Here is a 13,314-nt window from a genome sequence, read left to right on the forward strand (position 1 = left end):
GGATTGCCTTTTCTTTTGGGAATAAAGCTTGGAGGTACTATGTTAAAAAATATACCGGTGATGGAACAACCAAGAGAAAAAGCACTTCAATATGGTCTTTCTTCCCTCAGTAACCGAGAATTGCTTGCATTACAGTTACGAACAGGCTATCGCCATCATTCTGCCTTAGAAGTGGCGGATGAAATCCTAGCTAGAGCCAATGGGATTAGTGGATTACCTCGTTTATCCAGACAAGAATTAATTCAAATCCCAGGCATTTCCCAAATCAAAGCTTTAGAGTTACTTTCCATCTTTGAGATTGTGCGTCGATCCAGCGTCGCTAATTTGCCAAGCTTACCGAGAATTCAACATCCTTCTATTCTGTTTGATTGGTTAAAGCAAGAAATTGGAACCAGTTTACAAGAAAAATTTCTAGTGGTTTTTTTAGCGAGTGATCAAAGAGTATTGAACTATAAAATACTTTTTGTGGGGACAATTAATGCTGCCATGGTCTTTCCACGGGAGATATTTAAAGAAGCTTTATTGTTAAATAGTCCAAACATTATTCTTGTGCATAATCATCCAAGTGGTAATTTAAAACCATCTCAAGAAGATATTTCTTTAACGCGAAGAATTAAAGAGGCGGGACAACTCATGGGGGTAAAAGTGTTGGATCATATTATTGTGACACAAAGTAATTATTTTTCTTTTGTTCAAGAAGGAATTGAGTAGGTGATGTGTTAAAATAAACCTATGAAACAATGGAATAAAATTAAAGAATGGTTTGGTAGTGAAGGTAGTATTCGAAAACTAGTCATTGTTGTATTAGTGTTATTGATTGTATGGCTGTTTAATTCTACCAAGACCATTTGGTTAAGTCTTGTGAGAAGTGTATGGGCTATCTTAAAACCTTTTGTGTATGGCTTTTCGATTTCCTTTATCTTTGTTCATCCAATTCACTGGTTAGAAAAGAAAAAGGTACCGAAAAATATAGCCATTTTTTTGGTGTATGGAATCGTTCTTTTGGCTTTATTCCTTTTGATTGCCAATTTAATTCCGGTTTTAACCGTTCGTTTATCGGCTATGATTAACTCAATTATTTCGGCAGTGAATGAGCTATATATGCGCTATAGTCACTATCTGAAGAATGATAATGATACATTAGCGGCAGTGGTACGAACAGTTATTCGTCAATTATCTAGTCTACAAAACGTAGTGCCGGGTGTGACATCAGAATTACCATCGGTTTTTAATAAAACGATTTCCGGTGCGATTACTTTTATTTTCTCGCTTGTGATTAGTATTTTTATGTCATTTCAATGGAATTCCATTCAAGGAACTTTCGCAAAATATAGCCGAAAGATTAGTTCAACAGGACCGGAGGTGACCTTTGCGATTGCAAATGAAGTGCAAACCTATATTCACTCTTTATTGGTGTTAATGATTATTAAGATCATTGAGTATGCGATAGTGTATTCTCTATTTGGTCATCCGGATTGGTTTATTCTTTGTATTTTAACAGGCTTGGCTTTACTTGTACCATATCTTGGTCCAATGTTGGTGTATGGTTTAGCTATTCTAACAGCCGTGGGAATGCCCACAAGTCGCTTTACTTTTTTAATTATTGTCATATTGATTTTAGCGAATGTGGATGATTATGTTATCTCGCCATTGGTTCATGCACGGAATACAGCGATAACACCACTATGGGTCTTATTCTCTATTATGGTTGGGAATACATTGTTTGGTATCATCGGTGTTATTATGGCTATTCCCGTTTATCTTGCTATCCATAAGTATTTGGAATTGCTGAAGTATAGAAAGGATAGTTGATATGTGGAAAAAGTTTAGAAATATGACTTTAGTACTGGTTTTGTGTGTTTCTTTAACGCTGAGTGCTTGCCAAGCAAAAAAGAAAAAGATTGCTTATACCATTTACCCGGTTGAATATCTGTTAAAAATGTTAGGACAGGAACATTTAGACATGGTTTCTATTCAGAAAGAGAAGGCTTTAAATGTGCAATCCAGTACACGTTCAAACGATACAAATACTATTTTAAGTCAAGTGGGCATTTATTTTCATATTGGTTCTTTAGAACCTTATGGGGCTGTTTTAAAAGAAGAATTAGAGTCGCAAAGCCATTTGAAGAAGATTGATTTAAGTAATGGGAATGCGGTCTATGAGTTTGGTCGCTATCGAACAGAGCTAAAAAATGGGAAAGAAGTAACACAGGTAGAAAGCTATTATGATGATTCTTCTTTTCAATTAGTCGATACGAATAAACGGGATTTAAATCTTTGGCTAGTTCCGATTACTATGTTATCCATGGCAAAAACTATTCATCAAAACTTAGAGGAACTCTATCCCGAGAATAAAAAACTATATGACCAACATTTAGCTTCCTTGGAATATGAGCTTATTAATTTAGATGCCAAGTACCAAGATTTAGCTAATCAACTAGTCAAAGAAAATAAGCGCATTGCGTTTGTGAGTGTTACGAGTAGTTTTGGGGCTTGGCAAAAAGCCTATGGTTTTGAGGTTTATCCTTTAGTTTTAAGCAAGTATGGGGTACTTCCAAATGAAGAGCAATTGGCTTTCATGGAGAAGAAGATTAAAGAAAATAAGGTACATTATATTGTCCATGAGGAGAATCTGAGTAAAGAAATGGAAATTTTATATCAGAGGGTGAAGGAAGATTTGGATTTAAAGGAAGTTTCTTTATCGAATCTTTCTTCAAAACCATCTGCTGATAAAAAGAAACAAAAGGACTATATTTCTGTTATGTATGAAAATTACAGTCATTTAGTAAATATAGTGGAAAGTAAGTAGGTATTGTATGAAGACATTATTGTTAGTTGATGGTAATTCTATGCTGTTTAGGGGTTATTATGCGACCATTTATGGTCAATCCATGAGCACTAGCTCCGGTTTGCCAACCAATGCGGTTTTTGCGTTTGCGACCATGCTACAAAAAGCTATGGAACAAATTCAACCGAATGCGGTATTAGTAGCTTTTGACGCTGGTAAACATACCTTTCGCCACGAACTTTATCCCGACTACAAAGCTGGTCGAAAACAGACGCCGGAGGATTTAGTACCACAATTCCAAATGGTGCGTGATTATTTAGATGCTTTTGGAATTCAATGGGTGGAAATGATGGATATTGAAGCCGATGATTTGGTTGGCTCTACAGCCAAACAAAATAATCTTTTTAAGAGTGTTATTCTATCTTCTGATAAGGACTTATTACAACTTGTGGATGATCAAACAACGGTCATGTTGATGAAAAAAGGTATTACTGAAATGGAAGAAATGACACCTGATTCGGTGAAAGAAATCATGGGTGTTACACCAAGTCAAATTATTGATTTAAAGGGATTAATGGGAGATAGTTCTGATAATATCCCCGGCATTGCTGGAGTTGGTCAAAAGACGGCGGTGAAGCTATTAGAGAAGTATGGAAGTGTTGAAGAAGTCTTGGCTCATCGTAACGAATTAAAAGGAGCCTTGCAAAAGAAAGTCATAGAAGGAGAAGCTTCTGCTCTTTTATCTAAGAAATTAGCGACGATAAAAACCGATGTGGAATTGCCATACGTTATTTCTGATTTAGACTTTAAGCCAACTTACCATAAATTAGTTCAATTCTTAGAAACATTAGAAATGCGCCAATTAGTACGCCATTATAGTTCAATAATGGATAATGAAAGCATTATAGGAAAAGAAGAAATGAGTGTTAAGGTTGTTCATCAGTTACCACTAGGCTTCTTCCGGCAAGACTTATGGTTGGTAGTCGATGAAGATCAGGCTATCTTTAATGATGCTAAGGTGTATGGCTTGGCCTTTGCGAATCAACAAGAATGTCTATATATTAGTCTGAAGGATTATTTAAAGGATGCTTCCTATCCAAAAGTATGGAATGAAACAAATTATCGTCGAACCACGTATGACATTAAACGAAATTCCCATTTATTAGAGAGAAATGGTATTCATTTAAACTTTAGTGATGATGTCATGATTTATGCCTCCTTAGTAGAGTCAACGATTACTAGTTTTAAGAAGTTAAAAGAAAAGACAGATTGGCAAGAAACGCTTCGTTATGAAGATGTTTATAAGAAGGAAAAATTGATTGAAAAAGAACAGGCTGCTTACTGTGCTTCTCTTCTACAAAATTTCATTCGCATTGATCAAGACTTTTACCCAAAGCTAGAAGAAATGAACTTAAATGATTTGTATCGAAAGATAGAATTACCTTTAGCACTTATCTTAAAAAATATGGAACAAGAAGGAATTCGTTGTGATGAAGAGGTCTTAAATCGCATTGCTGAAGATACCTTGGCGAAAATACAAGAGTTAGAGAAATCTATTTATGAAATAGCCGGTCATGCATTCAATCTGAATTCGCCAAAGCAATTGGCGGTTGTTCTATACGACGAATTGGCTATTTTAAGAGGAAAGAAACGGTCAACAGCAGCTGGTGAATTGGAAAAAGTACAGGGTCTATACCCAGTGATTGATGATATTTTAGCTTATCGAAAATATTCTAAATTATATAGTACTTACGCTGAGGGTTTAAAGAAGTATATCCAAGCTGATGGTAAAATTCATACTGTGTATAATCAAGCGGCTACACAAACAGGGCGTTTATCTTCATCGGAACCAAACTTACAAAACATTTCCATCCGTGATGAAGAAGGCAAAGAAATTCGCAAAGCTTTCTTAGCTCAAGAAAATTGTGTTTTAATTTCTTCGGATTATCACCAAGTGGAATTGAGAATTTTAGCCCATATGGCTAAAGTACCAAATTTAATCAAAGCTTTCCAAAACAACATTGATATTCACTCACAAACTGCCATGGATTTATTTGATTGTTCCTTAGAAGAAGTGACACCAATTCAACGTCGACAAGCTAAGACAGTAAACTTTGGGATTGTTTATGGTATTAGTGACTTTGGTTTAGCTACTCAACTAGGTGTCAGTCGTTTTGAGGCAAGAGATTTCATTGAAAAGTATTACCGTGTTTATCCGGAAATTAAATCATATATGGATGGACTCATTCATTTTTGCAAGGAAAAGGGCTATGTGGAAACACTGTGCCATAGACGAAGAGAAATCCCGGAAATCCATGATAAGAACAAACAAATTCAAGCTTTTGGTGAAAGGGCGGCGATGAATGCACCTATTCAAGGAACAGCGGCTGATTTAATTAAATTAGCGATGATTCAGCTGTGTAAGATGATGGATGAAAAACAATTAAAATCAAAGATGATTTTACAAGTACACGATGAATTAATCTTCAATGTACCAAGGCAAGAAATAGAAGAAATGAAAAAGATTATCCAAAAGGGAATGGAAGAAGCGATGCACTTGGATGTGCCATTAACTTCAGAAATCTCTATTGGTCAAACTTGGTATGAGGCGAAGTAATGCCGGAATTACCAGAAGTTGAAACGGTTGTTCGCACTCTTGACCAACAAATCGCCCGGCGTAGAATAGAGGCTATTCAGGTGTATTATGATAAGGTTGTCGGTCATCCTAAAAGCTTCATTGATACTTTTACAGGGCAACACTTTTGTTCCTTTTCAAGAAGAGGAAAGTATCTCTTACTTGGAATGGATAAAAACACGTTGGTGGTTCATTTGCGGATGGAGGGAAAGTTCTATATTCAAGATCCAAGTGTCCCTTTAAATCGTCACATTCATGTGGTCTTTTCTTTAGATAACGGTATGGAATTGCGCTACATGGATACGCGTAAATTTGGACGCATGGAAATATTACCCAAAGATTTTGACTTAAGAAGTTTCCATGGTTTAGGTCCAGAACCATTCGCTGATGAATTTAATGGAGACTATGTGTATTCCTTTTTAAAAAAGAAAAAAGCAGCTATCAAGTCAGTATTATTAGACCAAAGCTTTGTGGCTGGTATTGGTAATATCTATGCTGATGAAGTTTTAGCTAAGATTGGTGTACGACCAAAAATGAGGGCTTGTCGTTTATCAAAAAAGAAATGTGCTGAATTGGTGATGGCCATTCAAGAAATACTTTCCGGAGCCATTGAACTAGGTGGTACAACCATTCGTTCCTATACTTCTTCTTTAGGTGTAACAGGTCTTTTCCAAACTGAATGTGCAGTTCATATGCAAAAGATATGTCCAAAGTGTCAAGCTGAAATTAAAGCGGTACGAGTTGGTGGACGCTCGAGCTATTATTGTCCACATTGTCAGAAGTCATGAAAAAAGTAGGAATAACAGGCACGATTGCGGCTGGAAAAAGTACGGTTGCTAAAATATTAAGGTTAAGAGGATTTCCGGTTTTTAATGCGGATCAATATGCCCACTTGGTGTATCTTCCGAAAAGTGAAGTTTATGAAAATCTTTTAAGGGTTTTGGGGGAAGACGTTTTTGATGCTTTTAAACAAATTAATAAACAAAAAGTGGCACAGAAGATTTTTAAAGATGACATATTAAAAAAAGAGGTAGAAGCAATCATTCATCCTTTTGTGAAAGAAGGAATGTTGAAATTCTTTACTAGAAATCAAGAGAAAGATTTACTCTTTGCGGAAGTGCCATTATTGTACCAAGTGGGATGGCAAGATTGCTTTGATTATGTCATGATTGTGGATGCTTCAAAAGAGGAAGTCATCAAACGTATGATACAAGAGCGTCATTATACAAAGGAAGAAGCGAATCAGCGTTATCTTCTTCAGAAACAAGCTTTTCCTAAGAATGAAACAACGATTTATATTCAAAATAATGGTCGTAAAGAGGACTTGGTTCATCAAGTGAATAAGGTTTTAAGAAAGCTTAGAAAGGAAAGTTATGGAGATTCAACACCAACAAAATTTTAAATTAAAAGTTGATTTTGAAAAAAGTGAATCAGATGACTTTTCTTTGCGTTTTTTCTATGGTCCTTTATTGGAAAATTCCTTAGCGCTTTATGAAACTTTATATGCGTTTAAGCTATTGAATAAACCATTATTTTCCTTTGGCTTTTTAATGGCTTTTTCAAAGGTGGATGTCTATGCTATGGACAAGACCTTAGCGAAATTAGAACAGTATTCTTTGTTGCGTATTTATGAATCTAAGGACGGATCGTATTTATTGGAATTATTGAGACCTTTGTATCCAAGTGAATTTTTGAAAGAAAAAGTGTTCGTGGATGACCTGAAGTGGCATTTAGCAGAAGATAAATATCAAGAATTGATGGTCAGTGTTCCTTATCAAACTATTTCTTTAGATGGCTATCAAGAAATCACGCGTATTTCTTCTCATCCATTTCAGCTTGAGAAAGAAGCGGTGAAGAAAGAAAACCCTCTTATTCCAAAAAATATAGCGGCGTATATGAATCGGGTTAAACCATTGATTTTTCCTATCCAATGGCGGACAAAAAAAGTATTAGAAGCATTATCCGTTATTCAAAATGGTTTTCAATTTAACTATAAAGAATTGGATAAATTAGTGAATCAGGCAACCCATCGTTATGATGAAGAAGATAAGATAATCCGTCATTTGTATCAATCTGCTAATCATTTCGATGCGCCGAAAAAGACTTACAATCATCTTTATGAATTAGCACCAGTTGCTTTTTATCGTGAACTGCAACGACGCCAACCAAATTCTGTTGAAAAGGATGTTATTATTCAATTTGTGAAAGAAATGCAGGCATCCAATGAAGTGATGAATACGATTATCGAGTGGGTTATCGGACAAATTCAGGACTTAAATCTAAAGTATTTATTGAAAGTGGGTACTTCCGCCTTAAATCGTCATTTAGAAAAAAGAGAGGATATTCTAGCTTATTTAAATCAGAAGAAAGAAAAGCCTATTCCAAAGCGCCCAGAAAAGGTTGTTTTCCAAGCGAAACACTTAAAAGAGGAAAAAGTAGAAGAAGATACCAATTTTGATATTGAAACACTTAAGAAACAATTGGAAAGGGGGAAGTTTTAATGAATTATGATTTCTTAGCCTTGGAAAAGGATAAAAAAAGTCAAGAAAACTATGAAAAAGAAGCGAAGAAGTTAGCGAATTCTTTAAAACAAGATTGTGTTTTAATACAATACCTTCAATCCAAACAAATTCCCTTGTCTTGCATTGATCAATATCCTTTCCGTCTTGCAAGATGGCGTAAGAATTATGAACCTTGTGTCCATTGTTCTGGTTTGCAAGCTTGTGGGCAAAAGAAATGTGGTTTTTATGAAGGGATTCAAGTAAATGAATATTTTGAGACGATATTAGAAGCTTGCACTTATAAACGAAAAGAAAGGGAAGAAAAATCTCATTTATCTTATTATACATACAGTGAATTGGCTCCTGAATTTCAAAAGGCTTCTTTCCATGCAATTGATATGGAAAAGGAAGCGAAAACATATTTACAAGTTGTTAGTCAAGTCATGCGAGCTTCTTATGAAAATGAGGGTTTATTTATAGAAGGTAGTTTAGGTTCGGGCAAGACTTACTTAGCTGCTTGTGCTTGTAATTCGCATGCTCAGAAAAAGGAATATGTCAGTTTTGTGCATATGCCAAGCTTTATGCAAAAGATGATGTCTTTGATGAAGGATGGTGAATTTAATCTTTATTTAGATCGAGTGAAGAAGGTTAAATTTTTAGTTTTAGATGATATTGGTGCAGAAGCAATCAACGCCTGGGGTCGAGATACGATTCTATTACCAATCTTAATGTATCGATATGATCACCATTTATGCACTTGGTTTACCTCCAATTTAGATTTTGAAGAATTAGAAAAGAAATATTCACAGACTTTTGCTCTGGAGGATAAGATGGCTGGGGCAAGAATTGTGGAAAGAATGAAAGCTTTAGCGCAATCTATTCTATTATCAGGAAAAGATAGACGTATTAAAGGCTAAAGTGTGTTAAAATGGAAAAGTTTTCAGGGGGATAAAATATGGTTAGAAAAATCGGTGTTTTAACTTCCGGGGGAGATGCACCCGGAATGAACGCTGCCATTCGTGCTGTCACTCGCTTATCCTTGAACAAAGGAGTAGAGGTGGTCGGTATCTCGAATGGATATTATGGCTTATTAAATGAACAATTCCGTCCTCTAGCCAGAACGGATGTGTCAGACATCTTGAATCGTGGGGGAACGACTTTAGGCTCGGCTCGTTTGCCAGAGTTTAAAGATGAAGAGATTCAAGATAAGTGTGTTGCTAATCTTAAGAAACAAGGTATTGATGCCTTGGTCGTTGTTGGTGGGGATGGTTCTTATCGTGGGGCTTTAGCTTTAACGAAGAAAGGAATTAATTGCATTGGCTTACCGGGAACGATTGATAATGACATTTCTGGTACGGATTTTACGATTGGCTTTGATACGGCTTTACAGACCTGCGTTGAAAACGTGGATAAGTTAAGGGATACTTCTTCTTCTCATCATCGTTGTTCCTTGGTAGAAGTGATGGGTAATCATTGTGGTGATTTGGCTTTATATACGGCACTTGCTTGTGGAGCTGAGATTGTGATTAGTCCTGAAACAGGATTTGATGAAACAGAAATTTTAGAACGTTTGCGTTATTTAGGATCGGCTGTTCATAAGAACCATGCGATTGTGATTATTTCGGAAAAGGTGGCAGATGTGGAAGCCTTGGCTAAGAAAGTAACGTTAAATACAGACTTCTCTGGTCGTGCTACGGTTTTAGGTCATATTCAAAGAGGTGGAACACCAAGTCCAACGGATCGTATGTTGGCATCACGCATGGGTGAAAAAGCAGTGGATTTACTTATGCAAGGAATTGGGGGTCATTGCGTGGGTATTATTGATAATGCAATCACATCACTACCAATTGAAAAAGCTTTGGAGCTACCTCGTAAGAGTCGCAAAGCATTATATCGTTTGTTTGATCGTTTAGTATAAAAAAGGGGGACATGATGGAAAACAAGCATTTATTTAAAAAGACTAAGGTGATTTGCACCATGGGTCCGGCATCAGAATCAGAAGAAAAGCTAAAGGGATTGGCTTATGCGGGCATGAATATTGCTCGTATGAATTTCTCTCATGGTACACATGAAGAACATAAGGCTCGTATGGAGGCGGTTCGTCGTGTTTCTCAAGAAACAGGTATTACTTTAGCAATTGCTTTGGATACAAAAGGTCCGGAAATTCGTTTAGGTAATTTTGCGAATGATTCGGAACAATATGAAATTGGTGAAATTGTTACTTTAGTAAAGGAAGAAATGTTAGGAACACATGATCGTTTCCATATCCAAGTTCCTGAATTATTTGAAGATTTAAAAGCAGGAAATATGATTTTAATTAATGATGGAAAGATGAGTTTAACTGTTTTGGATAACAATGGTTCAGAAATAAAAGCTTGTGTGGAAGTGGCCGGTCCAATTAGTTCTCACAAAGGTTGTAATGTGCCTGGTGTTAAGCTGTCGATGCCATTTATTTCAGAAAAGGATGAAGCGGATTTACGTTTTGGTTGTCAAATGGATGTTGACTTTATCTTCGCATCGTTTGTTCGCCGTAAGGAAGACGTGGAAGCGATTCGTGCTATCTTAGTGGAAGAAGGTAAGCCAAACATCAATATTATTGCTAAGATTGAGAACCAGGAAGGTTATGATAATGTGGATTCTATCCTGGAAGTAGCGGATGGTGTCATGGTTGCTCGTGGTGATTTAGGTGTTGAAATTTCTACGAAGTTAGTGCCTATTTATCAAAAGCACATCATTGAAAGAGCGAATGTGATTGGTAAACCGGCCATTACAGCAACGCATATGTTGGATTCTATGACGGCTAATCCTCGCTGTACACGTGCTGAAGCCTCGGACGTATGTAATGCGGTTTTAGATGGTTCGGATGGGGTGATGTTGTCAGCTGAATCAGCAGCCGGTGCTTATCCGATTGAAGCTTGTACAACGATGTCGGAAATTGCTGAAGAAGCAGAGCTGGTTATCAACTATGCGTCTCGTTTGGAATGGTTAAAGAATTCTTCACAAAAGACAGTGCAAGATGCGGTATCCATTGCGATTTCGGATGCGACATTAACATTAGATAATATTGCGGCGATTGTGGTCTTTACTCAAGGTGGTACAACCGCTCGTCGTATTTCCAAATTCCGTCCGGCTGTCCCAGTTCTTGCTGTTACTTTCAGGGAAGATGTACAACGTAGATTGTTAGCGTATTGGGGTGTTATTCCCGTCTTATCTAAGGTGCAAAACCAATTAACAAATGACGATGAATTAGCATCAGATTTTGCGAAGAAGTTTGGGGTTAAGCCTGGTCAACAAATCATTATTTCGGCAGGCTATCCGACGGGCGAGGGTTCTGCAAATATGATGAAGATTATTACTGTTAAATAGATTTCATTCATTTTGCTTATTGGTAAGTGCTTATCAATAGGCTTTTTTATTGGCAAAAATAAGGTATTTCTCATTTGCTGGAAATATAAGGAAAGAAAGCTATATATAAAATATTCAGTAAAAATAAATATAGATTAAAAAAGTCCTTAAAATAAGGACTTTCAAAAATATTAAAGCGCAGGAACAGGGATTTGAACCCTGGCACCGTGTTATCGATCTACAAGCTTTCCAAGCCTGCCCCTTCAACCACTTGGGTATTCCTGCAATGCCTTTCTATTTTACTATATCGAAACAAAAAAGCAAGAAAAATAAAGCGAATTCCTGCTATATTAGCCTAGAAATTTATGGCGGTTATGATAAAATCGTATAGGAATAATACCGAATCATACAGGAGTAAAGATGAATATAAAAATTAACATTAAAACGCTCATTATAACTTTTTTGTCTGCTATTTTTTGTGGGCTAAGCATCAATCTTTATCTAAAAGCAGGTATTGGTAGCGATTGTATTACCGTATTTGAAGATGGTTTGCATCATACATTGGGAATATCAGTAGGTTGGGCTTCTATTTTATATAGTTGCGTATTCATTACGTTAGCCTATCTATTTGCAAGGAGGTATTTAGGTCTATCTTCTATTCTTTTTTCCATATTGGTTGGTCCGGCAATTGATTGGCTTCAACCTTGTATGAATTTATTACCTAATTCAAATTATCTTTTTGTCCAAATCTTACTTGTTTTATTAGCTATTTTCTTTATTGCTTTATCCGCCAGTTTACTCATACTAGAAGAAAATGGAATGAATCCCTACGATTCTGTTGCCACAGCATTATCACTTCATTTCAATTTACCATATAAACTTATCCGAACCATGATGGATTTTCTTTTATTCCTAATCGGTTGGGCGTTGGGTGGTCGAGTTGGTTTAGGGACGATTGTTGCTTCTCTTTTAACTAGTAGTATGATTTCTTTCCTTGTCCACCGATTCCAAAGTTTTCAAAAAAAGATTGGCGCTTAATTCCGCTAATCTTTTTCTATATATAGAGATAATAATTCCTTAACTCTGGATTGAATGATTTCAATAACTTCCAAAGGAGAAATTACCTTCAAATAAGAGCTTTGTTGCATTAGCCAAGCAATCAAAGGAGGACTAATCGCTGTTTTAACAGCAATTCGATATATCTCCGGACGAGGACTTTTTAAGATAGTTATTTTCTCAAAACGTTCATATAAATCGGTGATAAAGGGATTGGCTTCTTTTATCTTTAATTCCAATTGAAGAGTCTGTTTCAATCCTTTGTACATATTAAAATTACTTTTTAGATATTCTTCTAAAAAGAATGGTTTTAAAATGGCTTCTTTTTCTAAGACCTGTAAATGAAGCACTTTATCCAAACGATAATTACGAATTTCTTTTTCCGGTTCATAATAGCCAATCAAATAATAATGATTATTTTGAATATGCAAGGCATAGGGGCTAAGTCGATATAGTTGCCCATTATGACGAGTAATAACATGGTGATAAATATCGTAATCAAAGTAATGAAATTGTAGCTGTTGTTGTGATTGGATAGCGTTTAAGCAAGTATCCAACAGATTCGCCACTTGTGTTCTTTGCCTTGAATTAGAAATAAAAGGTAGAAAGTGAATAGAACTTTGTTGAAATAAGAAGTCCTCTATTCTTTCACGCCGTTTATCCACGAACATATTGGATTGTCTAAGGGAATGAACCAATAAGAAAGTTTCCCCAGGGTGTAAGAAAGGTTTTAGATAATAACCTTGTTTTTCTCCTTTTTTATCATAAATGATTTGATATCCTTGTTTCTTTAAGATATTTAAGTATTTACGAATGGTTTTATCACTAATTTCGGGATAGCCTTTTAAATTCAAGATAGAGATGATTTCAACCATGGATAACTTATGATTAGAACAATTCGCTTCTTGTTGAAAAATCTCTAATAACGCAAATGATAATTGACTATACTGTAATGAATTCTTCATACCATAATTATAAGCAAGAGGAAA

General features: G+C 35.9%; 12 protein-coding genes and 1 tRNA gene. 11 read left to right on the plus strand and 2 right to left on the minus strand.

Annotated elements, in window-relative coordinates; genetic code table 11:
* Positions 1–39: 39 nt before the first annotated feature.
* From radC to pyk, 10 genes are read left to right on the plus strand one after another with little or no spacing between them, the layout of a single operon-like run.
* Positions 40–711 (plus strand): DNA repair protein RadC, encoded by a 672-nt coding sequence (radC, locus tag JOS54_RS02285; RefSeq protein ID WP_203245459.1) that lies wholly within the window; start codon positions 40–42, stop codon positions 709–711.
* A gap of 21 nt (positions 712–732) precedes the next feature.
* Positions 733–1,812 (plus strand): AI-2E family transporter, encoded by a 1,080-nt coding sequence (locus JOS54_RS02290; protein ID WP_203245460.1) that lies wholly within the window; start codon positions 733–735, stop codon positions 1,810–1,812.
* Between the two features lies 1 nt (position 1,813).
* Positions 1,814–2,809 carry a metal ABC transporter solute-binding protein, Zn/Mn family gene (locus tag JOS54_RS02295; protein WP_203245461.1) on the plus strand — a complete coding sequence of 332 codons (996 nt, stop codon included), beginning with the start codon at positions 1,814–1,816 and terminating at the stop codon, positions 2,807–2,809.
* Positions 2,810–2,816: 7 nt separating this feature from the next.
* Positions 2,817–5,405: a DNA polymerase I gene (gene polA / locus JOS54_RS02300; RefSeq protein ID WP_203245462.1), complete on the plus strand. Its 2,589-nt coding sequence runs from the start codon at positions 2,817–2,819 to the stop codon at positions 5,403–5,405.
* Positions 5,405–6,211, plus strand: a complete 807-nt coding sequence (gene mutM, locus JOS54_RS02305) for a bifunctional DNA-formamidopyrimidine glycosylase/DNA-(apurinic or apyrimidinic site) lyase (RefSeq protein ID WP_203245463.1) — start codon at positions 5,405–5,407, stop codon at positions 6,209–6,211. Before polA ends, mutM begins: the two co-directional genes overlap by 1 nt.
* Positions 6,208–6,825 carry a dephospho-CoA kinase gene (gene coaE / locus JOS54_RS02310; RefSeq protein WP_203245464.1) on the plus strand — a complete coding sequence of 206 codons (618 nt, stop codon included), beginning with the start codon at positions 6,208–6,210 and terminating at the stop codon, positions 6,823–6,825. The genes mutM and coaE overlap by 4 nt, the downstream gene beginning before the upstream one ends.
* Entirely contained in the window at positions 6,797–7,924 is a 1,128-nt protein-coding gene (locus JOS54_RS02315) for a hypothetical protein (RefSeq protein ID WP_203245465.1), read from the plus strand. The genes coaE and JOS54_RS02315 overlap by 29 nt, the downstream gene beginning before the upstream one ends.
* The gene (locus tag JOS54_RS02320; RefSeq protein ID WP_203245466.1) at positions 7,924–8,841 is read left to right on the plus strand and encodes an ATP-binding protein; all 918 of its coding nucleotides are present in this window, start codon (positions 7,924–7,926) and stop codon (positions 8,839–8,841) included. Before JOS54_RS02315 ends, JOS54_RS02320 begins: the two co-directional genes overlap by 1 nt.
* A gap of 38 nt (positions 8,842–8,879) precedes the next feature.
* The gene (gene pfkA / locus JOS54_RS02325) at positions 8,880–9,842 is read left to right on the plus strand and encodes a 6-phosphofructokinase (protein ID WP_203245467.1); all 963 of its coding nucleotides are present in this window, start codon (positions 8,880–8,882) and stop codon (positions 9,840–9,842) included.
* A gap of 11 nt (positions 9,843–9,853) precedes the next feature.
* Positions 9,854–11,290 (plus strand): pyruvate kinase, encoded by a 1,437-nt coding sequence (pyk, locus tag JOS54_RS02330; protein ID WP_203245468.1) that lies wholly within the window; start codon positions 9,854–9,856, stop codon positions 11,288–11,290.
* Positions 11,291–11,466: 176 nt separating this feature from the next.
* Here the strand turns inward: pyk and JOS54_RS02335 are convergent.
* Positions 11,467–11,554 (minus strand) — tRNA-Ser (locus JOS54_RS02335).
* Positions 11,555–11,689: 135 nt separating this feature from the next.
* On the opposite strand from JOS54_RS02335, the gene JOS54_RS02340 reads away from it, so the two are divergent.
* Entirely contained in the window at positions 11,690–12,307 is a 618-nt protein-coding gene (locus JOS54_RS02340) for a YitT family protein (RefSeq protein ID WP_203245469.1), read from the plus strand.
* 5 nt (positions 12,308–12,312) lie between these two features.
* Here the strand turns inward: JOS54_RS02340 and JOS54_RS02345 are convergent, their stop codons facing one another.
* Positions 12,313–13,290 (minus strand): YafY family protein, encoded by a 978-nt coding sequence (locus JOS54_RS02345; RefSeq protein WP_203245470.1) that lies wholly within the window; start codon positions 13,288–13,290, stop codon positions 12,313–12,315.
* Positions 13,291–13,314 lie beyond the last annotated feature (24 nt).

This window comes from Bulleidia sp. zg-1006 (genome assembly GCF_016812035.1).
Taxonomy (GTDB): domain Bacteria; phylum Bacillota_I; class Bacilli_A; order Erysipelotrichales; family Erysipelotrichaceae; genus Bulleidia.